General features: G+C 71.5%; 18 protein-coding genes. 11 read left to right on the top strand and 7 right to left on the bottom strand.

The window, feature by feature from the left end; genetic code table 11:
• Positions 1-17 precede the first annotated feature (17 nt).
• Positions 18-734 (bottom strand): response regulator, encoded by a 717-nt coding sequence (locus tag ABH940_RS17500; RefSeq protein WP_370105681.1) that lies wholly within the window; start codon positions 732-734, stop codon positions 18-20.
• Between the two features lie 249 nt (positions 735-983).
• On the opposite strand from ABH940_RS17500, the gene ABH940_RS17495 reads away from it, so the two are divergent.
• The 7 genes from ABH940_RS17495 to ABH940_RS17465 all read left to right on the top strand — a co-directional run bounded on the left by ABH940_RS17495 (position 984) and on the right by ABH940_RS17465 (position 9,128).
• Positions 984-2,240 (top strand): beta-ketoacyl synthase, encoded by a 1,257-nt coding sequence (locus ABH940_RS17495; RefSeq protein ID WP_370105680.1) that lies wholly within the window; start codon positions 984-986, stop codon positions 2,238-2,240.
• Between the two features lie 44 nt (positions 2,241-2,284).
• On the top strand, positions 2,285-3,169 hold the full coding sequence (locus tag ABH940_RS17490) for an alpha/beta fold hydrolase (protein ID WP_370105646.1): 885 nt from the start codon (positions 2,285-2,287) through the stop codon (positions 3,167-3,169).
• 31 nt (positions 3,170-3,200) lie between these two features.
• Entirely contained in the window at positions 3,201-3,440 is a 240-nt protein-coding gene (locus ABH940_RS17485) for an acyl carrier protein (RefSeq protein ID WP_370070092.1), read from the top strand.
• Positions 3,437-4,708 (top strand): beta-ketoacyl synthase, encoded by a 1,272-nt coding sequence (locus ABH940_RS17480; RefSeq protein ID WP_370105645.1) that lies wholly within the window; start codon positions 3,437-3,439, stop codon positions 4,706-4,708. The genes ABH940_RS17485 and ABH940_RS17480 overlap by 4 nt, the downstream gene beginning before the upstream one ends.
• 210 nt (positions 4,709-4,918) lie before the next feature.
• Complete coding sequence (locus ABH940_RS17475) at positions 4,919-5,704, top strand: ABC transporter ATP-binding protein (protein WP_370070096.1); 786 nt, start codon at positions 4,919-4,921, stop codon at positions 5,702-5,704.
• Between the two features lie 73 nt (positions 5,705-5,777).
• On the top strand, positions 5,778-8,423 hold the full coding sequence (locus ABH940_RS17470; RefSeq protein WP_370105644.1) for an ABC transporter permease: 2,646 nt from the start codon (positions 5,778-5,780) through the stop codon (positions 8,421-8,423).
• A gap of 156 nt (positions 8,424-8,579) precedes the next feature.
• Positions 8,580-9,128: an isoprenylcysteine carboxylmethyltransferase family protein gene (locus tag ABH940_RS17465; protein ID WP_370070100.1), complete on the top strand. Its 549-nt coding sequence runs from the start codon at positions 8,580-8,582 to the stop codon at positions 9,126-9,128.
• A gap of 12 nt (positions 9,129-9,140) precedes the next feature.
• Here ABH940_RS17465 and ABH940_RS17460 read toward each other — a convergent pair whose 3' ends face one another.
• Positions 9,141-9,725 carry a TOPRIM nucleotidyl transferase/hydrolase domain-containing protein gene (locus ABH940_RS17460; protein ID WP_370070102.1) on the bottom strand — a complete coding sequence of 195 codons (585 nt, stop codon included), beginning with the start codon at positions 9,723-9,725 and terminating at the stop codon, positions 9,141-9,143.
• A 71-nt stretch (positions 9,726-9,796) separates the two neighbouring features.
• Complete coding sequence (locus ABH940_RS17455; protein WP_370070104.1) at positions 9,797-10,321, bottom strand: WHG domain-containing protein; 525 nt, start codon at positions 10,319-10,321, stop codon at positions 9,797-9,799.
• A 97-nt stretch (positions 10,322-10,418) separates the two neighbouring features.
• Here ABH940_RS17455 and ABH940_RS17450 point away from each other — a divergent pair, with 97 nt between their 5' ends.
• Positions 10,419-11,126: an MBL fold metallo-hydrolase gene (locus tag ABH940_RS17450; RefSeq protein WP_370105643.1), complete on the top strand. Its 708-nt coding sequence runs from the start codon at positions 10,419-10,421 to the stop codon at positions 11,124-11,126.
• 23 nt (positions 11,127-11,149) lie between these two features.
• On the opposite strand, the gene ABH940_RS17445 is transcribed toward ABH940_RS17450, so the two are convergent.
• The 3 genes from ABH940_RS17445 to ABH940_RS17435 form a co-directional block, all read right to left on the bottom strand.
• Positions 11,150-11,803, bottom strand: a complete 654-nt coding sequence (locus ABH940_RS17445; protein WP_370070147.1) for a Bax inhibitor-1 family protein — start codon at positions 11,801-11,803, stop codon at positions 11,150-11,152.
• Positions 11,804-11,890: 87 nt separating this feature from the next.
• Positions 11,891-12,574, bottom strand: a complete 684-nt coding sequence (locus tag ABH940_RS17440; protein WP_370105642.1) for a class I SAM-dependent methyltransferase — start codon at positions 12,572-12,574, stop codon at positions 11,891-11,893.
• Positions 12,575-12,757: 183 nt separating this feature from the next.
• A complete protein-coding gene (locus ABH940_RS17435; RefSeq protein WP_370070111.1) occupies positions 12,758-13,105 on the bottom strand; it encodes a hypothetical protein in 348 nt (115 codons plus the stop codon).
• Positions 13,106-13,553: 448 nt separating this feature from the next.
• Between ABH940_RS17435 and ABH940_RS17430 the strand changes: the two genes are divergently transcribed.
• Both ABH940_RS17430 and ABH940_RS17425 read left to right on the top strand, forming a co-directional pair.
• Positions 13,554-14,159, top strand: coding sequence for a DNA-binding response regulator (locus tag ABH940_RS17430; protein WP_370070113.1), 606 nt, complete (start codon positions 13,554-13,556; stop codon positions 14,157-14,159).
• Positions 14,160-14,205: 46 nt separating this feature from the next.
• Positions 14,206-14,850: a carbonic anhydrase gene (locus ABH940_RS17425; RefSeq protein ID WP_370105641.1), complete on the top strand. Its 645-nt coding sequence runs from the start codon at positions 14,206-14,208 to the stop codon at positions 14,848-14,850.
• An 83-nt stretch (positions 14,851-14,933) separates the two neighbouring features.
• Here ABH940_RS17425 and ABH940_RS17420 read toward each other — a convergent pair whose 3' ends face one another.
• Positions 14,934-16,163 (bottom strand): peptidase S8, encoded by a 1,230-nt coding sequence (locus tag ABH940_RS17420; protein ID WP_370105640.1) that lies wholly within the window; start codon positions 16,161-16,163, stop codon positions 14,934-14,936.
• A 401-nt stretch (positions 16,164-16,564) separates the two neighbouring features.
• On the opposite strand from ABH940_RS17420, the gene ABH940_RS17415 reads away from it, so the two are divergent.
• The gene (locus ABH940_RS17415; protein ID WP_370105639.1) at positions 16,565-17,596 is read left to right on the top strand and encodes a serine hydrolase; all 1,032 of its coding nucleotides are present in this window, start codon (positions 16,565-16,567) and stop codon (positions 17,594-17,596) included.
• Positions 17,597-17,655: the final 59 nt, after the last annotated feature.

Raw genomic sequence — 17,655 nt, 5'->3', positions numbered from 1 at the left:
CAGCAGTCCCGCATCCGTCACCCCGCCGGTCCGACCGGTCCGGCCGGTCGCTGCGGCTCCCCCAGCCCCGCGTCGCGGGCCCGGGCGGCGGCCTCGGTACGGGAGGCGACGTTCAACTTGTCGAAGATGTGCGAGATGTGATTGCGGACCGTCTTCTCGGCCAGGAAGAGCTCGCGGGCGATCCGCCGGTTGTCCAGGCCCCTTGCGACCAGGTCCAGCACCTCGACCTCACGCGACGTCAGCGAGGGGAAGGCCTGCTCGGCCCCCCGCCGCGCGCCTCCGGCCAGCAGCGCGGAGATGCGCGCGGCGATGTCCCCGCTGAAGACCGCGCCGCCGTGCGCGACCGTACGGACCGCGTGCAGCACCTCGTCCCGGCCCGCGCCCTTGACCAGGTAGCCGCGCGCACCCGCCTGCAGCGCGCCGAGCAGGCTGCCGTCGTCGTCGGAGGTGGTCAACACCAGCACCGGCAGGCCGGGATGCAGCTGCGCCAACCGCTTGGTCGCCTCGATCCCGGAGGCGTCCGGCAGCGACAGGTCCATCACCACCACGTCGGGCCGCTGTGCGGCCACCACCTCCAGGGCGGCGGCCGTCGTCTCGGCCTCGGCGACCACCCGCACGTCCGGCGTGCTCTCCAGCGCCGCCCGCAGCCCCTCGCGGAACAGGGGATGGTCGTCCACGACCACCACCCGCACTCCGCCCGCGGCCCCGCGCCGGTCCGCGTCTGCACCGTCGATCTCCACGCGGCACATGCTACTCATAGTTGGTACACGATCACCCTCGGCCACGACGTGGGCCTTCAGGCCGGGCGGCGACGCCGTGTCCTTTGGGGCCGACGGTCGTTGGTTGAATGTGGCCTTTCACGGAACAGCCCGGGCTCCGGGCGTCACCCCCACGCTCCAGGGGGTCAGACGCCGGTGCGTCGCGTCCTCGTCGGCCCCGTAGCCGCCACGGCTCTTCCCCCACAGCACCAGGAGCACGCCGCGTTGCCCGAGCACCACACCTCCCACCAGGGCGCGCCACCGTATGCCGTGGCCGTGACGGGTCTCGGCCTGATCAGCGCGGCCGGAGTCGGCGTGCCGGACTGCTGGTCGGCGGTCACGCAGCGGACCAGGCCCACGGGCGTGCGCCGACCCGAGCTGCTCACCGGGCTGCCGACCGACTTCATGTATCTGGTGGACGACGACCTCTCCGGCGCGCTGGACGTCACCGAACGCCGACTGATGGAGCGTTTCGCGCAGTTGGCGGTGCTGGCCGCCCGCGAGGCCGTGGGCGACGCGGGCCTGGATCCGGCGCAGTGGGAGGGGCAGCGGGTGGCCGTCGTCATCGGCAACGCCAACGGCGCGCTCCCGCTCTACGACGCCCAGCACGCCACGCTGCTGGAGCGCGGCCACCTCCGCGTCTCCCCGATGCTCCCCGCGCTCTTCAACAGCAACTGCGCTGCGGCAAGCGTCTGTCGGGACCTGGGTGCGCGCGGACCGAGCATGGCGGTGACGTCCACCTGCGCGTCCGGCGCGGACGCGATCGGCCTGGCCCGGCAGCTGCTGCGGGCCGGCATGTGCGACATCGCGATCGCGGGAGGCGCCGAGTCGGCGTGCTCGCGGATGCTGATGGCGGGGCTGTGCAAGACGCGGGCGCTGTCGACGCACCGTCAGGACCCCGCCGCCGCCTGCCGCCCCTTCGACGCGGCACGGGACGGGTTCGTGGTCGGCGAGGGCGCCGGACTGCTGGTCCTGGAGCGCTCGGAGCACGCGGCGGCCCGCGGCGCCCGGATCCGGGCCCGGCTCGTCGGCTACGGCTCCAGCAACGACGCGTTCGCGCCGGTGGCCGCCCATCCCGACGGCCTGGGCGCGGAGCAGGCCTTACGCAGCGCGCTGGCCGAGGCGGGCGTGGCGGCCTCCGAGGTCGGCCACGTCAACGCCCACGGCACCGCCACCGTGATGAACGACCAGATCGAAGCCGCCATGCTGCGACGGGTGTTGGGCGAGCAGCCGCTGGTCACCTCGACCAAGGCGATGACCGGCCACACGCTCGGCGCGGCGGGCGGCATCGAGTCGGTCTTCACCGTGCTGGCGCTGGAGCACCAACTGGTGCCCCCGACAGCCAACCTCGGCTCGCTCGACCCGGACATCCCCGTCGACGTGGTGGCGAAGGAAGCACGTCCCGCACGGTTCGACCACGCGGTGAAGACCTCTCTCGGATTCGGCGGCCACAACGCTGCCCTGGTATTCGCACGCGCATGAGCAGTGAGCAGGCAGACGAGCACGCGCGTGAGCGAAGGAGAACCATGAACAGCGAAACGGTCAGGACGATCACCGTGGCGGGCCTGACCTGCCACTACCGACGCATCGTCAACTCCCGGCGGGAAAGCCCGGCCACCGAGCCGGTCCTGCTGCTCGGCGGAGCGCTCCAGCACAAGGACGGCTGGGGCGCCTTCGACGAGGGCGTCGGGGCGGTCGCGGACCTGATCACCGTCGACATGCCCGGCGCGGGAGCGTCCGACCAGCTCCGACCCGGCCAGGGCATGGACGTGATGTGCCGGGTGGTCGAGGCGGTGCTCGACGACGCCGGGGTCAGCCGCGTCAACCTCTTCGGGTACTCCTTCGGCTCGGTGATCGCCTTCACCTTCGCCCGGCGCCACCCCCACCGCGTGTCGCGCCTGATGCTCGGCGGGACGCCCGCCAACCTGACCGAGGCGGAGTGCGCGGAGTGGCGGACGGCCGCGGAGCGCGGCGCGGCCGGCCACGAGCAGGAGTTCGTCGACTTCACCATGGGCTTCTGGCTCTGCCAGGACGAGAGCCGCGTCATCCGCAACCGCCGTCTGGCGCACCGCTACGTCAGGCGGATCGTGACGCACGCGGTCACCCTGCTCCCGTACGGCCTGGCCGTGTTGAACCGCTCCGCCGACGAGTGGCTGGACACCTCGGGCGGCCTGGCCGGCGTGCCGACCCTGGTCTTCTGCGGCGAACACGACACCGTGTCCGACGCGCGCCGCCAGCAGGACTTCGCGGCCACCATCCAGGACAGCGCCTTCGTCACCATCGCCGAGGCCGACCACTGGGCGACGCTGGAGCGTCCCGCCGAGGTCGTCGACCTCGTCGTCCGGTTCTTCACCGACCAGACCCTGCACGGCGTCGACTACCTCGGCGCCTCCGCACCCGCACTGGCCTGAGCAGCACGCATCCCTCGGAAGGAACACAGACATGGACGTCACCGAGCACATCGTCACCGCGCTGACCGGCAAGTTCGGGGTGGCCCCCGCCGCCATCGGCGACGAGGTCCCGCTGCGGCAACTCGGCCTGGACTCCCTGGCGTTGGAGGAGCTCCGGCTGATCATCGAGGACGGCCTGGACATCGATCTGGACGACGTGCAGCTCACCTCGCGGGACACCTTCGGCCAACTGGTACAGGCGGTGCACAGCAAGACCGGGGCGAACGCGTGAGGCCGAGCGGCGAGAGTGGCGCGACCGGCGGCCCGCACACCGACGGCTACGCGGCCGCCGTCACCGGCCTGGGCCTGATCACCGCGGCCGGTGCCGGTGCCGACGCGACCTGGCGCGAGGTCACCACCGCCGAAGCCCCGCGCGGCGTCCGCTTCCGCGAGGAGCTGCGCGACCTGTCCTGCGACTTCTTCTACACGGTCGACGGCCTCGACCCGCAGGCCGAAATCGGCGTCGCCGGGGCGCGTCTGATGGACCGATTCGCCCAGCTGGCCGTGCTCGCGGCCCGCGAGGCCGTCGCCGACGCCGGGCTGGACCCGCAGACCTGGGACAGCGACCGGGTCGCCGTCGTCATCGGCTCCGCCCACGGCGGCCTGCCCTCCTACGACGCGCAGGCCGACGTCCTCGCTGCGAGGGGCGCCCGGCGGGTGTCGCCGACGCTGGCCCCGCTGGCGGCGGTGAACGGCGCCGCCGGGAGCGTCTGCCGCGACCTGCCCGCACGTGGTCCCAGCCTCGCGGTGACCACGGCGTGTGCGTCGGGCACGGACGCGATCGGCACCGCGCGGGCGCTGCTGCGTGCGGGCCTGTGCGACGTGGCCATCGCCGGGGGCGCCGAATCCGTCTGCTCACGGCTGCTGGTCGCCAGCGCCTGCCGGCTCCGGGCGGTCTCCACCCGCCGCGACGACCCGGCCGCCGCCTGCCGTCCCTTCGACGCCGACCGGGACGGCTTCGTCATCGGGGAGGGCGCCGGTCTACTGGTGCTGGAGCGCCCCGAACACGCGCGTGCCCGTGGCGCACGGATCCGGGGCCACCTCGTCGGCTACGGCGCGAGCAACGACGCGTTCGCCCCGGTCGCGCCGGACCCGGACGGCGCGGGCATCGAACGCGCGCTGCGCAGCGCGCTCGCCGACGCCGGTCTCAGCCCGGCCGACGTGGGTCACGTCAACGCCCACGGCACCTCGACCGTGCTCAACGACCTGATCGAGAGCACCGTGCTCCGCCGGGTCCTGGGCGAGCACCCGCTGGTCACCTCCACCAAGGCCATGACCGGCCACACCCTGGGCGCGGCCGGGGGCATCGAGGCGGCCCTCACCGTCCTCGCGCTGGAGCACGGCCTGGTCCCGCCGACGGTGAACCTTTCGTCCCTGGACCCGCAGGTGCCGGTCGAGGTCGTGGCGAAGCAGGCGCGCCCCGCCCGGATCGACTGCGCCGTCAAGACCTCGCTCGGCTTCGGCGGGCACAACGCCGCCCTCGTATTCACCCGCGCCTGACGGCACGCCCCGCGCCGCCGGACCGACCGACCTGACCGCGGATTATCGATGCTCGCGGGCGGCCCCGTGTCATACCTGAGGAGGAGGTGATCACCTCACCGATACATCCGTGGTCACCCCCTGAATGGGTCCCGGGGGCCACGGTTCGCCACCGACCAGCGTCGAGGATGGTGAACCGTCGCAGTGACCCGATTTGCACAGGAGTGCCCAGTGACGACGACCCAGGCCCCGGCCACCGATGGAGCGACCAGGGCTGGTGCGGTCGCAGCCCGCGCGTCCGGCCTGACCAAGATCTACGGCGAGGGCGAGACCCGCGTCGTCGCGCTGGACGGCGTCTCGGTCGAGTTCCGCCGCAGTGAGTACACCGCGATCATGGGCCCGTCGGGCTCCGGCAAGTCGACGCTGATGCACTGCATGGCCGGTCTCGACACCATATCCGGGGGCTCCGCCACCATCGGGGACGTGGAGCTCAGCAAGCTCAAGGACAAGAAGCTCACCCAGCTGCGCCGCGACAAGATCGGCTTCATCTTCCAGGCGTTCAACCTGGTGCCGACGCTCACCGCGCTGGAGAACATCACGCTGACCCTGGACATCGCCGGGCGCAAGCCCGACAAGGCCTGGCTGGACCAGATCATCGGCACCGTCGGCCTGTCCGATCGGCTCTCGCATCGCCCCGGGCAGCTCTCCGGCGGCCAGCAGCAGCGCGTGGCCTGCGCCCGCGCCCTGGCCTCGCGCCCGGAGATCATCTTCGCGGACGAGCCGACGGGCAACCTCGACTCCCGCTCCGGCGCCGAGATCCTGGGCTTCCTGCGCCGCTGCGCCCGCGAGTTCGAGCAGACCGTGGTGATGGTCACCCACGACGCCACCGCCGCCTCCTACGCGGACCGCGTGCTCTTCCTCGCCGACGGCAAGATCGTGGACGAGCTCGCGAACCCCACCGCGGACAGCGTGCTGGAGCGGATGAAGCGCTTCGACGGCAAGGGCCGGACCAGCTGACGCCGGTCACCGACCCGCGCGGCCAGTCCCGCCGTCCGTCCCGAACGTTCCATCCGCAGAAGGAATCCCCACAATGTTCCGCACAGCCTTGCGCAACGTACTGGCGCACAAGCTGCGCCTCCTGATGACCATGCTGGCGGTGCTGCTCGGCGTCGCCTTCGTGGCCGGCACCCTGGTCTTCACCGCGACGCTCAACCAGGGCATGAAGGACCTGCTCACCAAGAACTACTCCGACCTCGCCGTCGCCGTGCACGCCGACGGCACCAACGCGCACGGCGGTGCGGGCGGTGGCGGCGGCCCGGGCGGCGGCGGTGGCGGTGGCGGCGGGAAGGGCGGTGGCGCGCTCGGGCACGGCGGCCACGGCTCGTCCGCGTCCGCCAAGCCCGTCGGCATCGACGACGCCACCCTCACGAAGCTGTCCGGCCTGGCCGGCGTCTCCGCCGCCCAGCCGATCGTCTCCGGCTTCACCGGTGTCGCCGACGCGCAGCACAACCTGATCGGCAAGGGCTTCTCGACCCTCGGCGGCAACTTCGCGCCGGGCGCGAACGGCCAGGACTCCCGCTACGCCTTCACCTCCGGCACCGGTCCGACGACCGGCGGCGAGATCGCCCTGGACTCCGGGACCGCGGCCAAGGGCGGCTTCCACGTCGGTGACACCGTCGACATCTCGATCGACGGTCCGGTGCTCAAGGAGAAGCTCACCGGCATCTTCACCAGCACCGACCAGGCCGTCGAGGCGGGCGGCACGCTGACGCTGTTCGACAACGCGACCGCGCAGCAGCTGCTCTACAACCCCGGCCTCTACCAGGAAGTCGACCTCAGCGCGACGCCCGGTACCAGCCAGGCGCAGCTGATGACCGAGGTCCAGCAGACGATCCAGGGCCAGACCGGCCTGACCGCCGAGACCGGCCAGACCCTGATCGACGATCAGACCACGGCCGTCGCCTCGGACACCTCGACGCTGAACACGATCTTCCTCTCCTTCGCCGCCGTGGCCCTGTTCGTCGGCGTCTTCCTGATCGCCAACACCTTCACCATGCTGGTCGCCCAGCGCACCCGTGAGCTGGCACTGCTGCGCGCGGTCGGTGCGAGCCGCCGTCAGGTGACGCGGTCGGTGCTGATCGAGGCGGTGCTGGTCGGCGTGCTGTCGTCGGTCGCCGGCTACCTGGTCGGCCTCGGCCTGGCGATCGGGATGCGCGGTCTGATCGCCAAGTCCGGTGGCGGGCTGCCGACCAACTCGCTGGTGATCACCCCGTCCTCGGTGCTGGTGTCGCTTCTGATCGGTGTACTGATCACGGTGGTGGCGGCCTGGCTGCCCGCCCGTCGCGCGGCCAAGATCCCGCCCGTCGCCGCGATGAGCAGTGTCGACGCCCCGCCGAAGCAGCGCAGTCTGATCGTCCGCAACGTCCTGGGCCTGCTCTTCGCGGCGGGTGGCGGTGCGCTGATCTACCTGGGGATCCAGGCGACCGGCAGCAGCACGGGCAACCGGTCCGGCGTCATGGGCGGCGGCGCAGCTGTGCTGTTGATCGGCATCATCGTGCTGACCCCACTGCTGTCCCGCCCGGTCATCGCGCTGTTCACCCCGCTGCTCGCCCTCTTCGGCGTCACCGGCCGTCTGGCCCGCCGCAACTCGCTGCGCAACCCGCGCCGCACGGCGGCGACCGCCACGGCGCTGATGATCGGGCTCACCCTGATGAGCGCGATGGGCGTGCTGACCCACTCGCTCCAGAGCGGTCTCGCCTCCGTCGCCACCAAGGGCGTCAGCGCGGACTACATACTGGCCAACGCCAACGGCCGCGCGCTCGACCCCTCGGTCGTCGCGTCCGTGAAGACCGTGCCGGGCGTTGCCGCGGTCAGCGGCCAGCAGGCCCTGTCCCTCACGGTGAACGGAGTCACCGAGGACACCGACGCGGTGGACACCACGGCCGTCTCGCAGGTCCGCAACTTCACCATGGTCAGCGGCACGGTCGACAACCTCGGCGCGGACAGCGTCGCGGTCGACCAGCAGGACGCGACCACCAACGGCTGGAAGCAGGGGCAGTCCCTGACGGTGACGCTGCCCGACGGCAAGAAGAAGCAGGCCACCGTGGCCGGCATCTACCAGCACTCGATGATGACCCCGGCCGTGCTGATGGACCTGTCCCTGCCCAAGGGCCACGTCTACAACACCTCCCTGGAGGCGGTCTACATCAAGGCCGCTCCCGGCCAGGCCGGTTCGGCGCTGCAGGCCTCGATCAAGTCGGCGCTCGGCAACAGCCCGATCCTGCAGGTCGAGACGAAGCAGGACCTGCTGGCGCAGGCCGACGCGATGATCAACCGCATCCTGTACATGGTCTACGGACTGCTCGGGATGTCCGTGATCGTGGCCGTCATCGGCGTCGTCAACACCATGGCGATGTCCGTCTTCGAGCGGGCGCGCGAGATCGGCATGCTGCGCGCGATCGGCCTGAACCGCCGTCAGATCAAGCGGATGGTCCGGCTGGAGTCGCTGATGATCTCCGTCTTCGGCGCCATCCTGGGCCTGGGCGCGGGCACCCTGCTGGCCTGGGCCGCCAGCCGCCTGATCGAGCCGCACTTCTCCTCGTACTCGATGCAGATCCCGTGGTCCCAGTACGGCGCCTTCGCGGCTGCCGCGCTGATCGTCGGCGTCCTCGCCGCCATCTGGCCCGCCCGCCGCGCCGCCCGGCTGAACGCCCTGGAGGCGATCAAGACGGACTGACGCTCAAGACGGACTGACACCTCTGTCGGCACCGCGCCGGGCGTGCACCATGGACGGGGCACTTCTTAAGTGATATCACTTAAGAAGTGCCCCGTCCCGCGTCTTCGGAAGCCACCGAGCGGCACACTGGAAACAGCAGCTGGGAGCCTGAGCCTCATGACAGCGATCGAACTGGTCTTCCTGGTCGGCTGGGCCGCGTTCTGGCTCGGCTGGCTCGGCGCGGCGGCCTGGACCAAGCCGGGACAGCTGAAGTGGGGCAGTGCCCTGCGGGTCCGGCTGGCGATCCTGGTCGTCGTGGTCGTCCTGGTGCGGCTCGGACCCCTGCGGGGTCGGACGGTGGTTGGCAACCCCTGGCTGCAGGGCGTCGGCCTCGCCTGCTTCGCCGTCGGGCTGGCGTTCGCGGTCTGGGCTCGGGTGTACATCGGCCGGAACTGGGGCACCCCGATGTCGCAGAAGAAGGATCCCGAGTTGGTGACCTCCGGGCCGTACCGCTGGGTCCGGCACCCGATCTACTCCGGCATCATCCTCGCGATGATCGGCACGGCCGTGGGCCTGAGCCCGATCTGGCTGGTGCCGGTCGCGATCGTCGGCGGGTACTTCGTCTTCAGCGCGACCCAGGAGGAGCGCTACATGACGGAGCGCTTCCCCGACACGTACCCGGCGTACCAGCGGTCGAGCAAGATGCTGATCCCGTTCCTCTTCTGACCTGCCTTCCCCTCAACGGCGACCGTCCCCCAGCGCGCAGGCCAGCACCTGCGCCAGCGGCCTGGGCACCTGCTCCAGCGCGACCGCCTCGGCCATCAACGCCGCGTACCGCTCCTTGCCGCCCGAGCGCCCGCTCATCAACCGGCGCAACTGGTCGTGCAGGCTCCGAGCGCGCAGCGCGGGCTGCTTCTGCAGCGTCCGGAACGACCGCAACTCCCCCTCGGCCGCGACCAGGTCCTCGACCGCCTCCGGCCCGAGCGCGCGGATCAGTTCGTCCTCCAGGTCGGCCGAGCAGCAGTAGAACCCGTGCGCTTCGAGCCCGTCGCGAGCCTCGTCCGCCGCCATACCGGTGAGTCCGACCTGCTCCAGGCCGCGCCGGACGAACCGTCCCTCGGCCTCGTCGTACAGCCCGGCCACCCGGACCCCCGGGGCCGTCGCACCGTAGTACGCCAGGAAACGCCCGACGTTGGTGATCCCGTGCATCGCCACGACCGACACCCCGGCCGCGCCCAGACCGATCCCGCGCCGCCGCGCCACCACCTCCAGCGCGACCCGGTCACTGACTCCTTCGACGAGCACGACAGCCTCAGACGCCACGCCCTCATCCTGCGCGACCCGCCGCCCGAGCACCACCGGGTTTCAGTGCCTCAGAGCATGGGCGAGCGCCGTCACCCAAGGGCTCGGCGCATGCCGGCCAGGCCGTACTCGAAGGCCTGGTCGATGTCACCCCTGAACCGGAAGGCACCGTTGAGTTCCATCTCGATGAAACCGGTGACCCACGCCGTCAGCAGACGCGCGGCGTTCAGCGCCTGCTCCTCGCCCACGAGTTCCCTGGCGACGCGCAGGATGGGGCCGGCCGCGCGGGCGAGCGCCTGAGGCGGCGCGTGCACGGAGTGCAGTACCAGCCGGAACCCCTCGGGCCAGCTCCTGGCGAACTGCCGGTAGCAGCGCGCCAGTTCCTCGAGCGAGCCATCGGTGGCGTCCAGGCTCGCGGCGAGCTCGTCGACGGTGGCCTCGGCCACCGCACTCAGCAGCGCCGCCCGGTTGTCGACGTGCTTGTACAGGGACGGAGCCCGCACACCGACGCGCTCGGCGACGATTCGCATCGTCAGTTCCTCCCGACCGCCGGCCTCCAGCAGGTCGCGGCCCGCAGACACGATCTGACCGAGAGATGTCTTCTCCGGGGTCGGCATGGTCAGCCCCTCCTCACTGAAAGCTATTGACGTTAGCCATGATAGCTAACTACCTTAGCCATCTCGGAAGCACCCCGGTCACGCACCTGGAGACACGGTGAAACTCGCACCTCATCTGCACCGCCTCGGCAACGACGTGGTGGCCTGCTACCTCATCGACACGCCGGAGGGCATCACGCTCGTCGACGCCGGCCTGCCCGGGCACTGGCACGACCTGCAGCGCGAACTCCAGTCGCTCGGCAAGTCCCCCGCCGACATCCGTGGACTCGTGCTGACCCATGGCGACTCCGACCACATCGGCTTCGCCGAGCGCCTGCGCAGCGAGTACGACGTGCCGGTCTACATCCACACCGCCGACGCCGCGCGCGCCCGCACCGGAGAGAAGCCCAAAACGGCGACCGGGCCCATGCGCCTCGGGCCGACGCTCAAGTTCTTCGGCTACTCGCTCAGCAAGAACGCCCTGCGCACCCGCTACCTCGGCGCTGTGACCGAGGTCGACGACGGCGCCACCCTGGACCTGCCCGGAGAGCCGGTCATCATCGGCATGCCGGGTCACTCCCCGGGGAGCGTCGCGATCCACGTCCCGCTCGCTGACGCGGTCTTCGTCGGCGACGCGCTCACCACCCGACATGTCCTCACCGGACGCACCGGCCCGCAACCGGCGCCCTTCACCGACGACCCCGCCGAGGCCCTCGCCTCCCTGGACCGGATCGCCCCGCTGGCGGCCTCCTGGGTGCTCCCCGGCCACGGCAGCCCCTGGAACGCCTCACCGGCGGAGATCGCCCGCGCCATCAGGGAGGACTGAAGCGCCCCGCGGTTTCTCGTCCCTCAGTCCCGACTGCCGCCGCCGAAGATGTTCAGGAAGAACAGGAACACGTTGAGGATGTCCAGGAAGATCGACGCGGCCAGCAGCGGCGCCGACTCGATGTTCTGCGACCGTCGCAGCCGCTGGAAGTCGAAGAGCGTGAACCCGGCGAAGATCACCAGCCCGACCACGCTGTAGATCAGCGACCCGTGCGGGATCCGCACGAAGATCGCCACGACCCCGAAGACCAGCAACGCCAGGAGCGCCCAGAAGCACATCCGCGCCAGCCCCGACAGGTCCCGGTTCGTGGCGTAGCCGATCGACCCCAGCCCCGCGATGAACAACGCCGTCGCGCCCCCGGCCTGCCACAGCGCGTGCGGATCGGCGGTGGCGTAGTAGACCAGCGTCGGGGCCATCGCGACCCCCATGAGCAGCCCGAACGCCCCGAGCAGCGCGACCGTCGCCTCCCGCGACCGGCTGGCCGCGAACCGCATCGCGATCAGGCACACGAACGCGCCGATGAACGCGGCGATGCCCGCTCCGTGGGCAAGGTTCCGGCCGACGTACGCGCCGAGTGCGAACAGGGCGGCCGTGGCCGCGACGAACGTCATGGTGCGCGCAAAGAGGGTGTTGGTCGAGATCCCGTAGCTCCGGCGAGCGGTGGTCGTGTCGTACATGGTCAACCTGTACCCACCTTCGGCCGGGATTCTCAGCGCCGGGTGGTGGACCTGCCCCGGTTGAGCGCCGTCTGCGCCTCCCGACGGCTATCCCGGTCGGCAGGCGGCGATGCCGAGCAGGTCCGGGACGGGCTGCGGGCCGTCGTCCTCGGCAGTGGCGAGGAGGCTGAACCCGGCGTCGAGGACCGCGTTGAGCAGCACCGGCAGCGGTACGTTCACCACGCCGACCCGGGAGCGAATGCCGTCGCCGAGCAGCGGGTGGTGCTCCACGCGCCCGTGAACCCGATACCCCGGGTGGACGCTGCACGTGCCTGCGGCGTCGCGCTCGACGTAGACACCGCCGAAACACGGATGGGCCGCGACAACGGCCAGGCGCCCGCCCGGGCGCAGGACGCGGTGGGCCTCCCGGAAGACGGCGGGCAGGTCGTCGACGTCGGTGGTGGTCATGATGGTCGCCACCGCGTCGAACGTCGCGTCGCCGAATGGCAGGTCGTCCGCACTGGCCACAACCGCGTCGACCCCACGGCGGCGGGCGATCTCCACCTGGCGCGCGGAGAGGTCCACCCCCTGCACTCGCCAGCCCAGGCCGGTCAGCGCCGGGATGTGGGCCCCGCCGCCACAGCCGAGGTCGAGACACGTCCCCCCGTCGCCCTCACCCAGCAGCCGGGCGACCAACCGGTCGGCGGCCTCCGCGAACGGACGGCCCACCCCGCTGTGCACGTAGGCGTCGTACCAGTCGGCGAACTCGTCGTAACGAGGGCGATGCGTCATGCCGACACCTGACCAGACCACGCATCCCCTGCCAACCGAATTAGGCGTAGGGCCTGTCCTGTCGACCTCTGCCGGCCAACATCCTGTGCGAGCTCGGCGGCGCCCATCGCGCCCCGAAGGATCTGCCGAAGGCGACCGAACCACTGGAGCAGGCGCTGACCGGCTACCGGGACGCGTCGCGCGTCAGGTGGAGGACGCGCGCGTCGCGGCCAAGGCGTCGACGATCACGCGGAGGACCGCGTCGATCCCCTCGACGCTCCCGGTCGGCGCGCCGAGCGACACCGCAGTGGTCCGGGCCGCGCGCAGCGCCTCCTGGGCGCTCAGGAGGGCGCGGCCGTCGTGGGCCGGCTCGCAGAGCAGCTCGGCGTTGTCGAGGACCGCCATGGCGGCGGCCGCGCCCATGGCACGGTCCGTCGCAGCGCGGACCGGTCCCGGATCGCCGGTCGGGGCCAGAGCGGCGCCCGCCTCGGTGACCTCGGCGTTGAGCTGCGACAAGGGCCCGCCGGCCAGGCTGGAAATGGTTCGGGACACGCGGACTCCCCCTAGGACTGCCGTTCGCATCGGTGCACCGCGCCCCACCCGTCGCATCGCTACGCCGTGCCGGGCCCGGCGTCGCCCAGTCTGCCCTGTCCGGGTCAACCCTGTCACGCACCCCCTCCCACCTGCGGTCCGGCGGGGGACCCCAGGCTGACGCCTGCCGCGCCGCAGACCGTACCGAGCCGCACTCCGGCACCGGCAAGGGGCCACCCTGCGCGCGGGCCTCTTCGGCGTCGTGCTCGGCGGCCTCCTCGGCGTCGCCTCGGCCTTCTGCTGTGTCGGCTGCGCGTCGAGCGAGCAGGGGCGAATCTACGCGCGGCGGAGATGTACGCAGATGTTCGATCCACCGTCAGAAAGCGGAACTTACGATGTGCTGATATGGGATCAACAGGGCGTATGCACACTGCGCTTGGGCCGTGAGGAAGAAAGACGGTGGTGGGCCGTGATCAGCATTCTGATCGCCGAGGACATGCTCCTGCTGCGGAAGGCACTGACGTCGCTGCTGACTCTGGAGGACGATCTCGAGGTCGTCGCCGAGACCGCCAGAGGGGACCAGGTGCTCCCCCTCGCACTCCGGCTCAGACCCGACGTCGCGGTGCTCGGCACCGAACTGCCCGGTGTGGACGGCATCACCGCATGCCGTCAGCTGCACGACCAGCTGCCGTCCTGCCGGACCATGATCCTCACCGAGGTCGGCGGACCGGGCAGGCTCCGCCGGGCACTCGCCGCCCACGCCGTCGGCTACCTGCTGACCGACTCCGAACCGGCCGTCCTCGCAGGCGCCATCCGCTCCGTCGCCGCCGGCGGACACGCCATCGAGCCCAAACTCGCCCTCGCCGCCCTCGAAGCGGGCAGGAGCCCACTCACACCCCGCGACTTCGAGGTCCTGCGGCTGACCGCCGACGGCGAGGACGTCAAACAGATCGCCGACCACCTCTACCTGGCCTCCGGCACCGTCCGCAACTACCTCACCAACATCGTCAGCAAGCTCAACGCCCGCAACCGAGTCGACGCCGTCCGCATCGCCCAGGAAGCGGGCTGGTTGTGACTATCCCCATCACGCGCGACGAGCGTGGGGGACGTAGTCTGCGGGCATGACTGCCACCATGACGCCCACGCCTCGCGAAGCCTTCGAGATGCTGATGGCCGGCAACCAGCGCTTCGTCGCCGGTTTCCCCGAGCACCCGAACCAGGACGCGGCACGGCGCACCGGTGTGGTCCCTGGACAGAGCCCGTTCGCGGTGCTGTTCGGCTGCTCCGACTCCCGCCTCGCCGCCGAGATCATCTTCGACCGCGGGCTGGGCGACCTCTTCGTGGTCCGTACCGCGGGCCACGTGATGGGTCCGGAGGTGCTCGGCAGCATCGAGTACGGGGTGAGCATGCTGGACTGCCCGCTCGTGGTGGTGCTGGGCCACGACTCGTGCGGGGCCGTCGCCGCCGCACGTGCCGCCGTCACCGAGGGCGCGTCCGTCGACGGCTACGTGCGCGACGTGGTCGAGCGGGTGACCCCCAGCATCCTGGCCTCCCGCGCCGCCGGGCACACCGAGGACTCCCAGTTCATAGCGGACCACGTGCGCATCTCGGTGGACCTGCTGCTCGACCGCTCGCGTGCGCTCAGCGACGCCGTCGCCGCAGGCCGCACCGCGGTGGTCGGCCTGGCCTACCGCCTCACGGACGGCACCGCGCACATCGTCACGACGCGCGGCCTGGACGTGGCCAGCACCGACACGGCGGCCTGACGCCGCTCACGTCCGATAGGCCCGCCCACGACAGTGCCCGGCCCGGCCGTGGGCCGAGCCGGGCACCTTGGGGTGACGGATCGTCAGCCGGTGAAGGCTGTCAGGCCGTTGGGCGTTCCCAGGCCGGTCGGGCCGTCGTAGCCGGGCCCGGCCGTGCAGAGGTAGGACGGCGAGCAGGTGGCGGTGGAGCCGGTGGTGACGTCGTTGAGCGACGAAGCGTTGGCGTAGGCGATCGAGGCCGGGACGGCGGCGGTGTGCGCGCCGGCGTCCGCGTAGACCGCCGCGATCAGCGGGGAGGCCACACTGGTCCCGCCGTAGACGTTCCAGCCGCTGGCGCCGTAGGTCTCGTAGACGGCGACGCCGGTGGCCGGGTCGGCGACCGCGGAGACATCGGCGACGGTGCGCTTGCTGCAGCCGCTGTCGGTCTGCCAGGTGGGCTTGGCGTCGTAGGCGGAGCAACCGGAGCCCGCGCCCTCGGTGCTGCTGGTCGACCAGACGCTCTCCTTCCAGCCACGGGTGCCGGAGGCCTTGGAGAGCGAGGTCCCGCCGACGGCGGTGACGTACCGCGAGGCGGCCGGGTACTCCACGCCGTAGCCGCTGTCGCCGGAGGAGGCGGTGATGGCGATCCCCGGGTGGTTGAAGTACGTGGTGTCGTCGGTGGTGTCCGCGCTGGACTCCGAACCGCCGTAGCTGTTGGAGATCTCCGTCGCGCCGAGCTTGGCGGCCTCGTTCACGGCGGTGCCGAGGTTGACCATGGAGGCGGTCTTCGCCTCGACCAGGATGATGTGGGCGTTCGGGGCGATCGCGGAGACCATGTCGAGGTCGAGCGAGATCTCGCCCGACCAACCCGCGTTGTTGGCCGGAAGGGTGGTGGTGCCGGTCTGGCTGACCTGCTTGAAGCAGCCGGTGGCCTTGGTACAGGCGGGCAGCCCGTACTGCTTGCGGTAGACGGCCATGTCGGCGCCCGCCTTGGGGTCGTTGTAGGCGTCGACGATCGCCACGGTCTGCCCGGCGCCGCCGTTGGCGGGGAGCGCGTAGGCGGAGAGCAGATCGGCGGGTCCGAAGCCCGACGGCGTCGCGCCGGGCGTGACGCCGGTGGCGTTGACGTGCTCGACGGCGTCGGTCACCCGCAGGGCGTTGCAGAACGCCTGACCGGGCTGCAGGTCGACGGAGCAGGAGCGGGTCCAGCTGACGGGGTGACCAGCGGCGCTCGCGGGCATCGCGGCGAGCAGGCCGGAGACGGCCAGAGCGGCGGTCCCGAGCAGCGGGACAGCGGCTCGGCCGAGCGGGACGGCGATCTGTGGGGTGCGCAACGTACGGCCTCCTGAGTCGGGGGAATCGGGGGCGTGCAGGTGCGTGCCGCGGAGCAAGGGGGCGTCCCGTGCACGGCGTGGCGCCGAGGGATGCGGGAGCGTGTCACCCTCTGGCGGGGTGACTCGGTCGTGAAGGTAGCAACCCGCTCCGGGCGTGGCAACAGAGTGACCGTGTTCCACCAACTCGCCCTGTGGGCACGGTGATCCGCAGCGCCGCCCCCGCGACGCATCGCCGCGGCACAGACAGCGCCCGCAATTGACCCGTCGGTGTGACCGTGGCGCCCGCGTACCGCGTGTCCTCCCCGTCGCCCCGGCCTGACGGCGTATCACGTGAGGGGACCAGCACGCCTCCCGAAACCGCACCGGTAGCTCGTCGTCCGCACACACCTCACCGGGGCCCCATGATCACGCAACCGCAGTCCGGTCGATCCGGTCAGCCGGGAAAGTCCGGTCAGCCCCGTCAGCCGGGAAAGTCCGGAAAGACCACGCTCTGGTTCTGCTCCGCCGTCGGCATCGTGGTGCTGACCACTGTCGTGCTGGCGGCGCTGCTCGTCCGACCGGCCTCGGGGCCCGCAGCCGAGGCGAGCGCCGTCCAGGCGTGGCGGCGGACCGCCCACGGGAGCCCGGCCGTTCCGGCACCCCGCACGACCGTGCGCACCGCGCCTCACACCGTCCGGCGCGTCGCCGTCACCACGCACCGGCGGGTACCGTCGTCGGACGCCGCCTCGGCGGGCCTCGCGCTCACCCAGGCACTCGGGCACGTCCCCGGCCACCTCGCCGTCGCCGCGCTGGACCTCACCGACGGAGCCACGCTCCTGCGCGGCTACACCTCGCACCGGTTCGTCACGGCCAGCATCTGCAAGGTCGACATCCTGGCGACGCTGCTGCTCGCCCGGCAGGACGACGGCCACACCGGGCTGGCGTCCAGCCAACTCGCCCTGGCCACCCGGATGATCGAGAACAGCGACAACGACGCCGCGGACGCGCTGTTCCGGCAGGCCGGTGGCGCATGGGGACTGACCGAGGCGAACACCCGGTTCGGCCTGACCGACACCAGCGTCGACGCGCCCAGCTGGGGACTGACCCGCACCACCGCCTCCGACCAACTACGGCTGCTCCGCGAGGTGTTCACCAGCAACTCGGCGCTGGACCGGTCGTCCCGCACCCTGATCCAGCAACTGATGGGACAGGTGGAGCCCGACCAGGCCTGGGGCGTCAGCGCCGTCCCCGGCACGCAGGCCGAGCTCAAGAACGGCTGGCTGCCACGCCCCGACGGAAGCTGGGTCGTCAACAGCATCGGCGGTGTCACCCCTGCCACGGGACACAGCCTCCTGATCGTCGTCCTCACCGACGACGACCCGACCGAGGACGCCGGCATCGCGCTCACCGAGACGGTGGCCCGCGACGCCGCGACCACGCTCGGCGGTGCATGACGGCCACCTGGCCGCCTATCTCTTCGGTCACCGCCGTGCCCAGAAGTCCCGTCCCACAA

The organism is Streptacidiphilus sp. BW17 (assembly GCF_041262485.1).
In the GTDB taxonomy this organism is placed as follows: Bacteria; Actinomycetota; Actinomycetes; order Streptomycetales; family Streptomycetaceae; genus Streptacidiphilus.
Note: the sequence above shows the minus strand (reverse complement) of the source record. Positions and strands in the feature narration are given on the sequence as shown.

What these genes read in the sequence shown, in the direction of transcription:
- ABH940_RS17490 (WP_370105646.1), top strand. Translation starts at nt 2,285, where the DNA reads ATGAACAGCGAAACGGTCAGGACGATCACCGTGGCGGGCCTGACCTGC.
- ABH940_RS17485 (WP_370070092.1), top strand. Translation starts at nt 3,201, where the DNA reads ATGGACGTCACCGAGCACATCGTCACCGCGCTGACCGGCAAGTTCGGG.
- ABH940_RS17470 (WP_370105644.1), top strand. Translation starts at nt 5,778, where the DNA reads ATGTTCCGCACAGCCTTGCGCAACGTACTGGCGCACAAGCTGCGCCTC.
- ABH940_RS17465 (WP_370070100.1), top strand. Translation starts at nt 8,580, where the DNA reads ATGACAGCGATCGAACTGGTCTTCCTGGTCGGCTGGGCCGCGTTCTGG.
- ABH940_RS17455 (WP_370070104.1), bottom strand. Translation starts at nt 10,321, where the DNA reads ATGCCGACCCCGGAGAAGACATCTCTCGGTCAGATCGTGTCTGCGGGC.
- ABH940_RS17445 (WP_370070147.1), bottom strand. Translation starts at nt 11,803, where the DNA reads ATGTACGACACGACCACCGCTCGCCGGAGCTACGGGATCTCGACCAAC.
- ABH940_RS17440 (WP_370105642.1), bottom strand. Translation starts at nt 12,574, where the DNA reads ATGACGCATCGCCCTCGTTACGACGAGTTCGCCGACTGGTACGACGCC.
- ABH940_RS17425 (WP_370105641.1), top strand. Translation starts at nt 14,206, where the DNA reads ATGACTGCCACCATGACGCCCACGCCTCGCGAAGCCTTCGAGATGCTG.
- ABH940_RS17415 (WP_370105639.1), top strand. Translation starts at nt 16,565, where the DNA reads ATGATCACGCAACCGCAGTCCGGTCGATCCGGTCAGCCGGGAAAGTCC.